The following is a 15493-nucleotide window of genomic DNA, read 5'->3' as shown; positions in this document are numbered from 1 at the left end:
AGGCGTCAAACACCTACTATAAACACCTCAACATGTATGGACACGTTTCAGATATGGGGGAATTAATAATTTTATTCAAAAGGGAGTCAGTACCGTGGAAAAAGTGGATCATATCGGCATTGCCGTACGTAATATTGAAGAACGTATTACATATTACACAGAAACGTTAGGCTTGAAATTATTAAAGATGGAAGAAGTAGAATCACAGCAAGTAAAAGTTGCTTTTATCGATGCAGGCAACGTAAAAATTGAGCTGCTTGAACCAATGAGTGAAAAAAGCGCAATCCATGGCTTTTTGGAAAAGCGCGGAGAAGGCATTCACCATGTTGCATTCGGCGTAACTGGTATTCGTGAGCGCATGGCTGAACTTCGTGAAAAAGGTGTACGTCTATTATCTGAGGAGCCGGGACCAGGTGCTGGCGGCGCAGAAGTAGCATTTTTACACCCGAAAGACTCATTTGGTGTACTTTATGAATTATGCGATAAAAGCGGAAAAGGGGATAAATAACGATGACAACAATGGCAGTAACTCCAGATATGTTTGATAAAATTAATGAGCTTTATGACCGTAAAGAAGCGATCCAGCTTGGTGGCGGGGATGCGCGTATTGAAAAGCAGCATGAAAAAGGGAAAATGACTGCTCGTGAACGTATTGATATGTTATTGGATGATGGGTCATTCGTTGAAATCAATCCATTCATCACACACCGTACAGTTGATTTCGGTATGGAAAAACTTGAAGGCCCTGGTGACGGGGTAGTTACTGGTTTCGGTAAAATCAATGGCCGTAATGTGTATTTATTTGCGCAGGATTTCACAGTATTCGGTGGAGCACTTGGTGAAATGCACGCAAAAAAAATCGCAGCGGTAATGGATTTGGCAGCGAAAAACGGTACGCCATTTATCGGGATTAACGATTCAGGCGGTGCGCGTATCCAAGAAGGTGTATTATCACTTGACGGCTACGGTCACATTTTCTACCGTAACTCAATTTATTCTGGTGTAATTCCGCAAATCTCTGTAATTATGGGACCGTGTGCGGGTGGTGCTGTTTATTCACCAGCGATTACAGACTTTATTTTAATGGTTGATAAAACATCTCAAATGTTCATTACGGGTCCAAAAGTAATTGAAACAGTAACAGGCGAGAAAATTTCTGCAGAAGGTCTTGGCGGTTCTAAAGTGCATAACGCAACTTCAGGGAATGCCCACTTCCGTGCTGAAAACGAAGAAGCTGCCATTGCACAAATTCAGCAACTGCTTTCTTACTTACCACAAAACAACAGAGAAAAAGCACCGAAGCAAGCTGCTCCAGAAGGCGATAACTTCCGTTCAGAGCTAGTTGATGTTGTGCCGATTGACCAAACAAAATCTTATGATGTTCGTAAAGTAGTAGAGCAAGTAGTTGATGAAGGTTCATTCATGGAAGTGCAAAAAGAATTCGCGAAAAACATCGTTGTTGGTTTCGCGCGTATCGCAGGCGAATCAGTTGGTCTAGTATGTAACCAGCCGAAGTTCCTGGCGGGTGGATTGGATATCGATTCATCTGATAAACTAGCGCGTTTCGTGCGTACATGTGACGCATTCAACGTACCTGTTATTACATTTGAAGACGTATCTGGTTTCTTCCCAGGTGTTAAACAAGAGCACGGTGGAATTATCCGTCACGGTGCGAAAATCCTTTATGCCTACTCAGAAGCGACTGTACCAAAAATTACAGTTATTTTACGTAAAGCATACGGCGGCGCGTACGTAGCATTAAACTCAAAAGCAATTGGCGCGGACTTAGTATTCGCTTGGCCAAACGCGGAAATCGCGGTAATGGGTGCTGCTGGTGCGGCAAACATTATTCATGCAGGCGAGATTGCAAAATCGGCTGATCCGGAAGCGACACGTGCAGCGAAAATTGAAGAATACAAAGAAAAATTCGCAAACCCTTATGTAGCGGCTTCACGCGGTATGGTTGACGATGTTATCGATCCACGTGAAACACGTATTAAGCTAATCCAGGCATTGGATATGCTTTCTACAAAACAGGAAGACCGTCCATATAAAAAACACGGAAATATCCCGCTATAAAATTAATAAAGCGCGCTAAGAAACACCTCTTAAATGATTTGTGCACAATACAAACATTTTTGAGGTGTTTTTTTGCTTAAATAAAAGCCCTTATTAATACAAAGTAGAAAAAAGTACTAAAAAATTAATAAAATTTACAGACCTATAATATGGTAAATCCTCCTATTTTATTATAGTGAAATTTTCAAAAAGCCATTATGCTAGATAAAGGAAAGACGATTTAGGAGGACAAAGAATGAAGGAAATCTATCAACTACAGAGGGCAATTGATTTAAGAAATGATGGGGAATTACAGCAATCCAATCAGCTATTATTAAGTTTAGTTGAACAGCACCCGAACGAGGCCTATGTAAATTACCAGTGTGCTTGGAGCTTTGATGTGCTAGGAAAAGAATCGAAAGCTGTTCCATACTATGAAAAAGCAATTCAAGGCGATTTAAATAATGAAGATTTAGCCAATGCTTATTTGGGTCTTGGGAGTACATACAGAACACTAGGGGAATACGAGAATTCAAAACATACATTTGAAAAAGGGTTGGAGATGTTTCCGCACAATTTAGCCATTCAAGTATTTTACGCGATGACATTGTTTAACTTGGAGAAACATGAACGGTCAATGGAGCTGCTATTGAAAAATTTAGCCGCCACTTCGTCTGATCAACAAATTCAGAAGTACAGAAATGCCATTACATTTTATAGTGATAAATTAAATGAAGTGTGGAATTGAATGATAGGTTCATTCAGGTAAAGGATTTGCACATATTACGATGAGTACTTAACGTGATAAATATGGCGATGGCCAGCCTAATCGGCTACAGCTGTTATTTTTATCGTTTCGATGGAGCTTACTGCAACAGAAGCATCCCCAAATTCGGGCAAGTTGCTGACCATTGCCTTAAATGCATTTAAATAAACCATTTTTAAAATGATTTCTTCTATAATGCTCGGTAGTTTTTATTAATCCACCGCTCTAGACAGATTGAATGCTGCTTGTTGTTTTTTCGGTTCCTTTTCATACGGGTGCTCGTGCTCGGCAAACAGAAAGATTGCCCCAAGTTCAATGCCATGCCCATAATGGGCGGTCTCTTCAGGAGTTAATTTCAAAATTCGCAAACTCACTTCATAGACATTTTTTCGTATGATAAAACTGATCAGCTGGTCGAGCCAGTTGCCGGCAAGATGGACTTGAATATCTGTATACATTTTCAGTGACTGTAAAGGGTGTATATCTTTTGAAAATACATGGATTTCATGCTCGGAAAATCCGTGCCCTCTAATAATGTTCAGCTTTGTCATAGCTTCCTCAACATTGTACACTAAAGCGATTTCACGTCGATACTCCATCATGATCACCTCTTTTTATCATTGTAATGGAATTTTTAATGAGATGGTAGTGATTGAAAACAATCGTACATCCATACAATTATAAAATGCAGAAAATTCGAAACTTATACAGGGTCTAATCCGTAGAACAGGAAAAGGGAGGTTTTACTGATGGGGAACTATTCCATTCGTGATTTTGTCAACAAGACACAGCAAGACCAAAATGAAAACGATTATTTTGAACTGGAAACCGACCGTGTACTCGAAGTGAATCTGAACGGGGAAGTATGGTCGAAAATGGGCGCGATGATCGCCTATGTCGGTTCGATTAAATTTGAGCGTGAACGCATGCTGGAGCATGGCGTATCGAAAATGTTTAAGAAAGCTTTGACAGGTGAAGGTACACAGCTAATGAAAGCGAAAGGAAAAGGCCGGTTATATTTAGCGGATCAAGGAAAAAAGATTACCATTTTTGATCTGCAAAACGAAAGTCTGTGCGTGAACGGCAATGACCTGCTTGCATTTGAACCATCGATCAATTGGGATATACGACTTATGCGCAAAATGGCCGGTATGATGGCAGGCGGGTTATTCAACGTTATGCTGGACGGCAAAGGTAAGGTGGCGATTACAACTCATTTTGAGCCGTTAACCTTAATCGTTAAGCCGGGTGAAACTGTGTATACAGACCCAAATGCGACGGTTGCATGGTCCGGTAATTTAAAACCGGAGTTTGTAACGGATATTACGTTCAGAACACTCATTGGACGCGGCAGCAATGAATCAATCCAAATGGCCTTCTCCGGTGAAGGATTTGTCATCATTCAGCCATTTGAAGAAGTGTATTTATCGTCGGAATCATAATGGCTGCGGTATAAAGTTAGGAGAAAACAGATGTTTTTAAAATCGGTTAAACTTAAAAAAGAAGAAATATCGAACTATAGCGAGTACCCGTTTTCGATTCCGTTTATTCGCCATATGGATGAATTGGATGTGGATGCGAAGGTCACGTTTTTCGTTGGAGAAAATGGTGCGGGCAAATCAACATTGCTCGAAGCGATTGCAGATCAGATCGGATTCAATACGGCAGGTGGCAGTACACAAAACTATAAGGCATATGATGTGGATCAATCCGAATCCGCACTAGGCGATTATGTAAAGCTCTCCTGGTGGCCAAAAGTAACGAATGGCTTTTTCCTGCGCGCCGAGTCATTTTATCAGTTTGCGTCACACTTGGATGAAACTGATCAGAACGGCTACAAAGCATACGGGGGAAAATCACTTCATCACCAATCACACGGCGAATCTTTTTTCTCGCTGTTCCAGCATCGGTTTACAGGGCAGGCCATTTATTTGTTGGATGAGCCGGAAGCCGCTTTATCTCCAACAAGACAGCTGGCGTTTTTAACGTTGATGAATGATTTAGTGAAACAGGGCAATGTCCAATTCATTATCGCAACACATTCGCCAATTTTGCTTGGATTTCCCGATGCCGTCATCTATCAGTTTGATGAAAAAGGGATTGAGCAGGTGAAGTATGAAGAAACCGAGCATTATCAGGTAACCTCGTATTTTTTGCAGCACCGTGAAAGAATGCTGCAGGAGCTGTTTGTAGAAGATGAGGATGAACTGGATTAGCAATCGACTCTGGAAGTCGGAAACTTTAATGGAACTGTAAAGGAGTGAACAATATGGGATGGCAGCAATTACAACAGCAATCAGAACAGTACCAACTGCAACTGTTGGAAGCAGAAAAACTGAATAAAAAAATCGAGAGCCTAGACCAACAAATCCAGCATGCCGAACAGGATATGAACCGGCATGAACGCGATTTGCAAAGAACACGCCAGCAACTAAACAAGCTTGAAAGTTTTTCGTTTGTGAATCTATTCCGTAGTTGGTCAGGTAAAAAAGATGAGCTCATTGAGGAAAATATGGACCAGGTTGCAGTAATAGAGCTGAAGCTGGTGGAAGCGCAGTTAACATTTAAAGATTTACAGGAAGACCGGGTTCAACTTGAACAACAATTGAGCAAGATCAATGTTTCAACTGTTCGTGAGCAGCTGAAGAAGATAGAAAATGAAAAACAAGTGTGGCTGATGGCAAATGCACCTGCAGCAGCAAAGGAATTAACGGGCATCATTGAACAGGAGCTTTTATGCAAACAGCTGAAAACCGAAATCCATGAAGCAATCGATGCGGGTAAACAGGCATTTAATAAGCTCACGGATGCCGGTTCCAAATTGCAGGATGCCAAATCCTACTCCACATGGGATACTTTTTTAGGCGGTGGCTTTATCGCGACGGCGTTAAAGCACGACAAGCTCGAAGAAACGAATGGCTATTTACATGAAGCACAGATGGCCCTACAACGTTTCCAAAATGAACTGCTTGACATTAAAGAGATGCGTCAAAGTACATTGGAAGTTCATACGGATGGTTTTGTAATGTTTACGGATTACTTTTTCGATAATATTTTCACCGATTGGTCGGTTCATTCGAAGATTACAACTGCGATTGATCAGCTCTTGCGTGTGCAAGATGATGTGGCGAATACACTTCGCGATTTGAAACAGAAATTGAGCATCACAATCGAAAAAGAACAGGCGCTACAAGTAGAAAAACAAAGCATTTTAAATGCCGATGATCAATCATTGTTTTTTCAAAAATAGAGGCGTACAATAAAGCGTAAACTAGTTATTTAAAGGAGTTATCAAACATGAACCGAGTAGTAGAAGAGTTTTTGGAATTAGTGCAAATTGATTCTGAAACAAAACACGAAGAAGTAATCGCACCAATTTTAGTGAAAAAATTAGAAGATATGGGCTTTGATGTTTTCCAGGATGATGCGCACACACGCAATGGTCACGGTGCAGGCAACATTATCGCAACATTAAAAGGCGATGAATCTATCGAGCCAATCTACTTTACAGTACATATGGATACAGTCGTGCCGGGTAAAGGCATTAAACCGGAAATTCGTGAGGACGGCTATATTTATTCTGACGGCACAACGATTCTTGGCGCGGATGATAAAGCGGGTATCGCAGCACTATTCGAAATGGCACGTCGCTTAAAAGAAAAAGACAGCGCACACGGTACGATCCAATTCATCATTACAGCTGGTGAAGAAAGCGGATTAGTCGGTGCCAAAGAACTGGATCCATCAAAAATCATCGCTAAATACGGTTTTGCGGTTGATAGTGACGGCAAAGTAGGCGGTATCGTCGTTGCAGCTCCATTCCAGGCAAAAGTATTTACGAAAATCATCGGTAAAACAGCACATGCAGGCGTTGCACCTGAAAAGGGTATTTCTGCAATCACTGTTGCAGCAAAAGCGGTTGCTCAAATGAAATTAGGCCGTCTTGATGAAGAAACAACTGCGAATATCGGACGTTTTGAAGGTGGTAAAGCAACAAATATCGTATGTGATGAAGTATCGATTCTTGCAGAAGCCCGTTCGATTGATGAAGCAAAACTGAATGCCCAAACGGACCATATGAAAGAAACATTTGAACGTGTAGCACAAGAAATGGGTGCACGTGCTGAAGTTGAAGTGAAGTTAATGTATCCGGGCTTCCGTGCGACAGAAGAAGATCAAGTGGTGAAAGTTGCAAAAGCAGCGGTTGAAGCAGTCGGACGTACACCACAGCTAGGTATTTCAGGAGGCGGCAGTGATGCAAACGTTATCGCCGGGTTCGGTATTCCTACTGTAAACTTATCGGTTGGTTACGAGGAAATTCATACAACTAACGAAAGAATGCCGGTTGAAGAGCTAGAAAAACTAGCTGATTTATTGGAAGAAATCGTTGTTCAAACAACGAAATAAGAGGTATTAATATGAGCATTGAAAAAGCAGTCGTATTTTTATGCGGCACAGAACAATATGCTGTGCCGGTTGAGCAGGTCGTATCGATTGAAAAGCTGGAGCGTGTAACGCCGATTCCTCATTTACCAAACTACTTGCTCGGCTTTACGCGAATTCGTGGGGAACTTACACCAATCATCGATTTTCAGACGATATTGTACAATCGCCCGACAAATACACAAACGGCTAAAATCATTGTGTTGAAGACAGAGTTGATTAATTACGGATTGGTTGTTGCCGATGCGAAAGAGATTATCGACTTTGAAGAAGGCGTATTAAAACAGATGGGTCTTGTCAATTACGAAAAAACGAAATATTTTACAGCGGTTGCTAATTTGGAAGACCGCATGATTTCTTGCATCGACCCGAATATTCTTGTGCATTCATTGGACGGTATTCGTGAAATCATCGAATATTTACATGAAATGAATAAGCAGGAAAACGAGACAAACTAAAAAAAGGAGCTTATCATCTGAACGTGATAGGCTCCATTTTTTCAATCGGCAGTAACCGCTTTCTTTTTTTTGAATTGTTTAATGTATGCATAACCTGTAAAGCTAAATACGAAAATCGAAATAATCGTAAGTGTCAGGACGAGGTTTTCTTCAACCCATGGAATATTTCCGAGTAAAAAGCCACCACCAAGCCAAACAACGGTCCAAAGTACGGCCCCGATGAAGTTATAGCGTAAAAATGTTCCATACGAAAAGCCGGAGTATCCGCATATAAACGGCGTCATTGTCCGCATCAACGGCACAAACCGTGAAAACGTAATGGCAACCCGGTCATAGTTTTCCAGGAATGTCAGTGCTTTTTCAGTCGTTTCCTCAGTTACAAAACGCTTGAACAAATTGCGCTTCGGCGGTATTTTCCGTATCGATTTTCCGATGAGGTAGTTGCTGCTGTCGGCAAGTGTTGTTGCCACGATGAAAATAATGAGCAATGTCAGAAAATCAAGCTTATCGATCGCTGCTAACGTTCCGCTTGTGAACACCGTACTATCCCCGGGTAAGAAAGTTAAAATTACAAATGCAGTCTTCGTGAAAACAACCGCAAATAACAGAATATAAATATACAGTCCGAGCTCTTTTATGTAATAAAATATGATCTGGTCGATTTCCCTTAAAAATTGAATAATATCAAGTAGCATAAGTAGTTCTCCTATCAAGAGGATGATTAAATTCCAGTATAGCGGATATTGGCAAAATATTGTTATAAAAAGTGCTAAGTAAAAAATTTAAAGAGGTGATGGAAATGAGTTTGACGAAACGCCCTAAAATTGAAATTCCAAAAACGAAGTCAGAATGGTTGATGGATATTCTCGGCTATATCGCATTAGCGCTAATGCTTGCTGTCCTATTCATGAACTGGCGTGAACTACCAAGTGAAGTGCCTGCCCACTTTGGCGGCAACGGTGATGTCGACCGTTGGGGCTCAAAATGGGAGCTGTTAATATTACCTGGCATCGGGATTGCCATGCATATCTTTTTAATGATTTTAGAAAAATTCCCTGAAACGCACAACTATCCGGCACATTTCAATGAATCAAATGCCGAGGTCTTTTACAGAAATAGTCGCCAAACATTAAATTATATGCGAAACATCATTAATATATTATTCGCTTACATCGTATACCGCACGATTGTGATTGCTTTAGAAGAAGCAACAACAATCGGCTGGCCATTTTTCGTCATATTGGCAGCGCTGTTTGTGGTACTGATTTGGAAGATGGTAAGGATATTTAGGATTAAGTAAAGTAGAAGGTTTTAAAGGGAATGTGGAACGTGGCGTAGGAAAAGTAGAAGATTTCGTGGCAAAAGTAAAACATTCCGGTCGAAAAGTAGAATCTTTTCCGAAGAAAGTAGAACCTCGATTTATATTAGAACATCGCGTGCTGAAAGTAGAAAGTTTCATGGGAAAAGTAGAACGCAGCAGGTGAAAAGTAGAACATTCAGACTGTAAAGTAGAACATTCCGACCGAAAAGTAGAACCTTCAATAAAAAAGCAGATTCCTCATCGAAGACCGAAAGCATCTCATTAAGGAGATGCTTTTTTCAGTTAAAAACTTTTAAATAAAATTACATATTTTTAATTTTCATTCGTCTATAGAAGTAAGAGAGGTGATGGACATGGATTTTGATGAGCTTTATGAGCAGGAGTTCGGCAAAACTTATCAGTACATACGCTACATGGTATCTAACGCACAAGTCGCTGAAGATTTAACGCAGGATACGTTTGTGCGAATTTATAAAACGGATTTGACCAAAGTAACCAATTTCCAAACGTATACGAGGCAAGTCGCTCGAAATCTTGTTTATGACTATTACCGGAAAAGAGCATTAATTAAGTGGCTCCCATTTACAAATGTCCCGGAGCAGGTGGGTGATCACGATGTTCCGCATGAATGGCTCATACAGGAAGAAGACCGAAAGCAATTATATGAGGCATTGCAAAAGTTAAAACCAGTACAACGCGAAGTCATCATATACCGGAAAATTGAGGAGCTTTCGATTCATGAAACGTGTGCCATTATGGGCTTATCATCTGTGAAAGTCGCAAACACTCAGCGGAGTGCGATGCTGGCATTGCAGAAAATTTTAGGAGGTGAGATCGATGAAGATTGATGATCGCTTAAAACAGTTAGATGAACTCCCGCAAAATGAAGCATTAAAAAAATCCATCTATCAGAATATCCATAAGAAACCTGTTAGAAAACAATATCAGTTGAAAACATTACGTGAAATAGGCATAATGGCGGCGATTTGTTTTATCGGTCTGTTTTTACTGTTCACCTCGGACATGAACAATCAGGCAGCATCAGGTGAAATTGCCAAAATCACTTCCTATGAAAATAATGGGGAAAAGGGGTTTAGGGGAAGAACGTCGACACTTTTCGTTGGTGTTGAAAATGTGACGACAGATTCAATAATCGCCTTATTCGAAAACATTTCAGAACTTCCTGCGGTTATGGCTCCTCCGAAAAGCGACGTGCATTATGACATTATCGTCTTATATAAAAACGGGGAACAGCGAAAATTTGAATTGGCATGGAACTATATGCATGATATTAGCAATGATGCATTTTATCCCGGATATGATCAATTCCCATCGACTGTTTTATCTGACTTGGAGAATGCGCATGATCGATTCCAATTTCCATCGATATTTATTGGTCTAGGCGTTTTAGTAATGATCTTGGTGGCGTCCAGCTACTATAAGCGCCGACAAATTGAACTGCCGAAAAAAATACGCGGAATGGGTATTGCTATGACAATTTATATAATTGTTGTGGCGATTATGGGCTATTATTATTTCATGATTGGCCCATTTTATAAGCCATTGCTTTTACTTTTATTATTTGCATATGGATTTAGCATTTGGTGGCTGATAAAAAAAGAAGTGACAAACTTACACATCTTAAAAGTGGAGAAGTACAAAATCCTATTTATTGTGCTCTGGTTCCTTATCGGGATTGGCACGGCATAATAAGAAAAATGAACATGCATGGTCCTTCATATAGAAGCGGCCATGTTTTTGCATATTCCATTATAAAAGGTAACGAGTTGAAACCTTTTTGTCGGAAAATTCGTATAAATTAAGAAGCAAAAAAGAGGAGGCATTTGAATGGTTAATCAATTGAAAGAACAGTTCGGTTACTATTTTTTAAACGGTCAATTTGAGGATATCTACGGGAAAACAGCAGAATCGTTTCAGAACCTTGTATCGTTTGAACAATTTCGTGCACTTTCTTTAGACTATAATTCAGATGTAAGCAATTATAAATATATCGTGTCCAATACATTTCAAGGGCTGGAACAGTATATATGGGTCGATGATACGTATACGAAAGCAGTTGTCGTAGCATTTGACGATAACAATATTATTCAAGGAATGTATTTCAAACCATATGAAACGTATCCGGGCAGTGATCAAATATGGACGAAAAATACATACAGCATGCCGATCAGTGACAAGTGGTATGTTTTTTGGGGCGGCACGAACGAATTTATCAACTATCACTATCCATATGAACAGCAGCGTTACGCTTATGATTTAGTTAAAATGAGCAACAACGAAACATATAGGAACTCGAAGCTTCAAAATGAAAGCTACTATGCATTTGGAGCTGAGGTTGTGGCACCGGCTGATGGTGTGGTGGTCGAAGTGTTGGATGGAATTAACGACAATATACCCGGGGAAATGGATGAAAAGAATCTAGCAGGAAACTATTGCATCATCGCACATGAACACAATGAATACAGCATGATTGCCCATTTCAAGAAGGATTCAATTTGTGTGAAAACAGGGGATAAAGTGAAGGCAGGTCAGCTGCTCGGCCTATGCGGGAATTCTGGCAATTCCTCAGAAGCCCATATTCATTTTCAAGTAATGGATCATCAGGAATTCCTGCAAGCCAAATCACTGCGTATTCAGTTCATGGTGGCGCAGAACCCATTCAGGGGGATATAGTAAAACCGAGCTCGGCAAGCAGGGACAAAACAGACACATTAGATAAGATTGAAAACTCTGCAACAGCTGGTGAACTGCTGCTATCGCTCCATCGTATTATTGGCCAGTTATTGAAGTAGAAGTGGAGTTGGAATTGGAGGGGTTTCTATAAAGAAGATAATTATCTTTTTAATTTTAGCAATTGTAATTTTGTTGCTCTACATCTCGCTCTTTGGTATATCGGTATCCCCTGAAGAAAAGGTGACCCATTATAAAGAACGCTGGGGTATAGCATTGCCGATACCGACAGAAATAATTAATGTATGGGCAACAAAATTTCCCGCACGTGGAGATGGAGAATGGGTTACAGAATTATTGTATGAGAATAAGGTTGAACAAGAGCAACTTCATGATTTTATAAAAGTGACAGAAAATAATTTATTCAAGGCAAATCAGCATGTTTCATATTTTGTAACCAGGGTCCAAAATATGTATACAATCCAGCAAGACGATGAATTCAAAAATACGATTCAAGCTTATTCAATTGATTTACAGCCGGGTGATTTCTACTTCCATCAATCAGAAAATGGTGATTTTGATACCTTTACTGCAATATATCAGCAAGCGGAAAATCGCATTTTACTATTTGAATGGCATCAGTGAAATATTTCCGCAAATAATCAGTGAGAAAGGATTGGACTGGATGAAACTCGGATTAAAAAAAGATGAAGTGGTACTCGTTCCGCATGAAGCAGGTTGGAAGAGAGAATTTGCTGAGACTAAAGAAAACATTCTAAAGTACACAAGTTTACAGCCTCATCAAATAGAACATATCGGCAGCACATCGATTGAAGGGATTCACGCAAAGCCGGTAATTGATATTGTCATCGGTGTTGTCAACCTGGATTCGCTTGGTAAAGACTTTTTCAAAGGACTTAAGCATGCCGGTTTTTATCGCTTGCAAGTGGAAAGAACGGATGAAATTGTTTGCGCAAAATTTACAGATACTACATTTGAAACGAAAACACATTTCATTCATCTTGTAGAATGGGGTAACAAAAAATGGCATCAAATGCGCTTTTTCCGAGATTATTTGAATGCAAATGAAGCAGTGAAAAAGGAATATGAGCTGTTGAAAGATGCTTTCTTTAAGACAGGTAAGGAAGGGATTACTGAATATACAAATTATAAAGAGCAATTTGTTCAGTCGATTTTTAGGAAAATGGATGAATGAGGGATGAAGATGACCTGTATTTTTTGTGATGGAATTGAAGAGAAACATATACTAATGCAAACAGAAAATTTTAAAGTGGTTTTAGACATAGATCCAATCCAGTCTGGTCACCTATTAATTATATCAAAACAGCATTTTATGGATGTCCGTGAACTGCCTGATTCAGCATTAATGGAGTTACTTAAACTGCAAAAACGAATTATGAATATTTTTGATACGCATTTTCCGGTAGACGGGGTAAGCGTTATTCAAAATAACGGACCGATTATGGATGAGGGAACTCATTTTCATATCCATATCGTACCTCGATATAAAGGGGATGACTTCTGGACACACCAGAAGGTAAACGGCCGTCCTATATTGGTTTCAGAACTTGTGAAGCTGCTTCAAAACGAAAGGGAGTGACTGTCTTGGAAGTAAGAAAATTTCACTCGGAAAATGAAGAATTGATCGATTTATTATGTTCCAATGAATGGCCTTTTCATGCAAAGGTTCATCTAGAGCCCGAAGCAATTAGAAAAGCAATCGCGAAAGGCTATTACTCTGAAGGAAGAGAAACGTTTTGGATTACTGAAAATGAACAAAAAGTAGGAATATTAATAATCGATGATATTGATGATACAATCCCTTTATTTGATCTTCGATTAACGAAGGAAGCAAGAGGAAAGGGCATCGGTAAAAATTCGCTAAACTGGTTAAAAGAATATTTATATCGTGAAAAAGGTAAGATTCGAATTGAAGGTTATACTAGAGCCGATAATTTAGCGATGAGGAAGTGCTTTACAAAAGCAGGTTTTGTCAAAGAAGGCTATTTACGCAGTGCTTGGGAAAATGATGACGGTACAATTTCTGATACGGTTTTGTACGCTTCCATTTATGAAGATTGGAAGGATCGTAAAACAACGCCGATTAAACTGAATGAAGTCCCTTATTAAGTTACCTGTATACATACCGGGCTGCCCGCAAAGTTAGAGTGAAAATCTAATTTCCGGCAGCTTTTTATATTGAAAGAATGGGGAGTAGGATTTTAACATTGGGATTTTTTTCAAAAAACATTTCTCTTGGTAGCTGATACATTATCTACTATAATTAGAAATCGATTGGGTATGCAGTGGAGGTGTGTAAACAGGTGATACAATTACAGCAAGTTACTAAAAAATTTGGTTCTTTTGTCGCTGTTCAGGATGTGTCGCTGACGATTGCGAAAGGTGAAATTCATGGATTGATCGGGGCGAGCGGTGCAGGTAAATCAACTTTGCTACGTCTGATGAACTTGCTGGAAGTACCGGATAGTGGAGCGGTTGTCATAAATGGTCAGCAACTCACAGCTTTAAGGAATGCTGAACTTCGTAAAGCAAGAAAATCAATCGGAATGATCTTCCAACATTTTCACCTCGTCGCAAATAAGACCGTCCATGATAATGTTGAAATTGCACTTGTCCTGGCAAACTATCCGAAAAAGCTACGGAAAGCGCGTGTACTTGAATGCCTGAAGTTTGTCGGGCTCGAACAGTTTGCCAATCAATATCCGGCACAGCTGAGCGGTGGGCAAAAGCAGCGTGTGGCGATTGCAAGGGCACTTGCGAATGAAACTGCGGTCCTGCTCTGTGATGAGCCAACCTCTGCGCTCGATGCTAACACCTCTGCGGAAATTTTGCGTGTTTTACAGAAGATCAATGTTGAGCTTGGTGTGACAATTGTCCTTGTCAGTCATGAGCTTGAAGTTGTCAAAAGTATATGTCATCGTGCTACCGTACTGGATGCTGGGCAAATATATGAGACGGTGGAGTTAACACCTGATGGCATCCATGAAACGAGCCACCATCCGCAAAACTTTGTCGATCAGCTCGTGAAAGGTGGAATCGGACATGCCTGATGTATTACGTCAGTATGAAGCCGAGATTTGGCGGGCGATCAGTGAGACCTTTTTCATGGTCGGTGTGTCAATTGTGGCTGCCGTATTAATCGGTTTACCAATCGGTACATATTTATTTCTTTGCGGGAAAGAAAAGTTGCTTGAAAACCGTATCGTTTACAACATACTAAACTTAGTGGTGAATACGATCCGGTCGTTTCCTTTCCTGCTATTGGTCGTTTTCCTAATCCCTTTTACACGGTTCATTGTCGGTACAGCTATTGGGACGGTCGCGGCAACTGTTCCGTTATCGATTATCGCCGTTGCGCATTATGCAAGGCTTGTCGAGCAATCCATGCTTGATGTACCAAAAGGTGTAATCGAGGCGGCTGTGTCAATGGGTGCTTCGGTGCGGCGGATTATTTTCAGTTTTCTTTTTGTGGAGGCGCGATCAGGTCTGGTGCTCGGTTTGACGACTTCGATTGTCAGCTTCATTTCTTATTCCACAATAATGGGTGTAGTTGGCGGTGGCGGAATCGGTGATTTTGCGATTCGTTATGGTTATCAGCAATTCAAGACAGATCTAATGCTTTACATGATTTTAATTATGATTATTTTGGTGCAGCTTATTCAAATGATTGGTACGACTGCAGCAAGATGGTTGGACAAAAGATAGGAGAATGAT

At 40.2% G+C, this 15493-nt stretch carries 20 protein-coding genes; 18 read left to right on the top strand and 2 right to left on the bottom strand.

The features are described 5' to 3' along the window. Positions 1-94: 94 nt before the first annotated feature. The 3 genes from mce to MKY71_RS10485 all read left to right on the top strand — a co-directional run bounded on the left by mce (position 95) and on the right by MKY71_RS10485 (position 2806). Positions 95-508, top strand: a complete 414-nt coding sequence (gene mce / locus MKY71_RS10495) for a methylmalonyl-CoA epimerase (protein WP_079527547.1) — start codon at positions 95-97, stop codon at positions 506-508. Positions 509-510: 2 nt separating this feature from the next. Beyond that, positions 511-2079 carry an acyl-CoA carboxylase subunit beta gene (locus tag MKY71_RS10490; protein WP_339171671.1) on the top strand — a complete coding sequence of 523 codons (1569 nt, stop codon included), beginning with the start codon at positions 511-513 and terminating at the stop codon, positions 2077-2079. Positions 2080-2314: 235 nt separating this feature from the next. Beyond that, a complete protein-coding gene (locus tag MKY71_RS10485; protein WP_340732551.1) occupies positions 2315-2806 on the top strand; it encodes a tetratricopeptide repeat protein in 492 nt (163 codons plus the stop codon). A gap of 230 nt (positions 2807-3036) precedes the next feature. Here MKY71_RS10485 and MKY71_RS10480 read toward each other — a convergent pair whose 3' ends face one another. After that, the gene (locus MKY71_RS10480; RefSeq protein ID WP_340732549.1) at positions 3037-3423 is read right to left on the bottom strand and encodes a general stress protein; all 387 of its coding nucleotides are present in this window, start codon (positions 3421-3423) and stop codon (positions 3037-3039) included. A 150-nt stretch (positions 3424-3573) separates the two neighbouring features. Here MKY71_RS10480 and MKY71_RS10475 point away from each other — a divergent pair, with 150 nt between their 5' ends. Genes MKY71_RS10475 through MKY71_RS10455 form a run of 5 tightly spaced genes read left to right on the top strand, consistent with a single transcriptional unit; the run spans position 3574 to position 7725 of the window. Then, a complete protein-coding gene (locus tag MKY71_RS10475) occupies positions 3574-4266 on the top strand; it encodes an AIM24 family protein (RefSeq protein WP_251687110.1) in 693 nt (230 codons plus the stop codon). Between the two features lie 30 nt (positions 4267-4296). Next, the gene (locus MKY71_RS10470; protein WP_340732548.1) at positions 4297-5040 is read left to right on the top strand and encodes an AAA family ATPase; all 744 of its coding nucleotides are present in this window, start codon (positions 4297-4299) and stop codon (positions 5038-5040) included. Between the two features lie 53 nt (positions 5041-5093). Next, complete coding sequence (locus MKY71_RS10465) at positions 5094-6074, top strand: hypothetical protein (protein WP_340732547.1); 981 nt, start codon at positions 5094-5096, stop codon at positions 6072-6074. A 47-nt stretch (positions 6075-6121) separates the two neighbouring features. Next, entirely contained in the window at positions 6122-7231 is a 1110-nt protein-coding gene (locus MKY71_RS10460; RefSeq protein ID WP_340732546.1) for a M20/M25/M40 family metallo-hydrolase, read from the top strand. Positions 7232-7242: 11 nt separating this feature from the next. Beyond that, complete coding sequence (locus tag MKY71_RS10455) at positions 7243-7725, top strand: chemotaxis protein CheW (protein ID WP_339194791.1); 483 nt, start codon at positions 7243-7245, stop codon at positions 7723-7725. A gap of 41 nt (positions 7726-7766) precedes the next feature. Here the strand turns inward: MKY71_RS10455 and MKY71_RS10450 are convergent, their stop codons facing one another. Next, positions 7767-8420: a DedA family protein gene (locus tag MKY71_RS10450; protein ID WP_340732544.1), complete on the bottom strand. Its 654-nt coding sequence runs from the start codon at positions 8418-8420 to the stop codon at positions 7767-7769. Positions 8421-8524: 104 nt separating this feature from the next. On the opposite strand from MKY71_RS10450, the gene MKY71_RS10445 reads away from it, so the two are divergent. The 10 genes from MKY71_RS10445 to MKY71_RS10400 all read left to right on the top strand — a co-directional run bounded on the left by MKY71_RS10445 (position 8525) and on the right by MKY71_RS10400 (position 15484). Next, complete coding sequence (locus MKY71_RS10445) at positions 8525-9025, top strand: DUF1648 domain-containing protein (RefSeq protein WP_340732543.1); 501 nt, start codon at positions 8525-8527, stop codon at positions 9023-9025. 374 nt (positions 9026-9399) lie between these two features. After that, the gene (locus tag MKY71_RS10440; protein ID WP_340732542.1) at positions 9400-9894 is read left to right on the top strand and encodes an RNA polymerase sigma factor; all 495 of its coding nucleotides are present in this window, start codon (positions 9400-9402) and stop codon (positions 9892-9894) included. Next, the gene (locus tag MKY71_RS10435) at positions 9884-10756 is read left to right on the top strand and encodes a dehydrogenase (RefSeq protein ID WP_340732541.1); all 873 of its coding nucleotides are present in this window, start codon (positions 9884-9886) and stop codon (positions 10754-10756) included. Before MKY71_RS10440 ends, MKY71_RS10435 begins: the two co-directional genes overlap by 11 nt. 138 nt (positions 10757-10894) lie before the next feature. Next, the gene (locus MKY71_RS10430; protein WP_340732540.1) at positions 10895-11740 is read left to right on the top strand and encodes a M23 family metallopeptidase; all 846 of its coding nucleotides are present in this window, start codon (positions 10895-10897) and stop codon (positions 11738-11740) included. A 273-nt stretch (positions 11741-12013) separates the two neighbouring features. Beyond that, complete coding sequence (locus MKY71_RS10425; RefSeq protein ID WP_340732539.1) at positions 12014-12382, top strand: hypothetical protein; 369 nt, start codon at positions 12014-12016, stop codon at positions 12380-12382. Positions 12383-12422: 40 nt separating this feature from the next. Beyond that, entirely contained in the window at positions 12423-12953 is a 531-nt protein-coding gene (locus MKY71_RS10420) for a GrpB family protein (RefSeq protein ID WP_340732538.1), read from the top strand. Positions 12954-12962: 9 nt separating this feature from the next. Then, a complete protein-coding gene (locus MKY71_RS10415; RefSeq protein WP_340732537.1) occupies positions 12963-13358 on the top strand; it encodes an HIT family protein in 396 nt (131 codons plus the stop codon). 5 nt (positions 13359-13363) lie between these two features. Further along, a complete protein-coding gene (locus MKY71_RS10410; protein WP_340732536.1) occupies positions 13364-13888 on the top strand; it encodes a GNAT family N-acetyltransferase in 525 nt (174 codons plus the stop codon). 194 nt (positions 13889-14082) lie between these two features. Then, complete coding sequence (locus MKY71_RS10405) at positions 14083-14829, top strand: methionine ABC transporter ATP-binding protein (protein WP_340732535.1); 747 nt, start codon at positions 14083-14085, stop codon at positions 14827-14829. Continuing rightward, positions 14822-15484: a methionine ABC transporter permease gene (locus tag MKY71_RS10400; protein ID WP_340732534.1), complete on the top strand. Its 663-nt coding sequence runs from the start codon at positions 14822-14824 to the stop codon at positions 15482-15484. The genes MKY71_RS10405 and MKY71_RS10400 overlap by 8 nt, the downstream gene beginning before the upstream one ends. The last annotated feature ends 9 nt before the right edge of the window (positions 15485-15493 follow it).

The sequence above is a fragment of the Solibacillus sp. FSL W7-1324 genome (assembly GCF_038008025.1).
GTDB lineage: Bacteria > Bacillota > Bacilli > Bacillales_A > Planococcaceae > Solibacillus.
The sequence above is the reverse complement of the archived record's forward strand: the minus strand, read 5'-3'. Positions and strand labels throughout refer to the sequence as shown.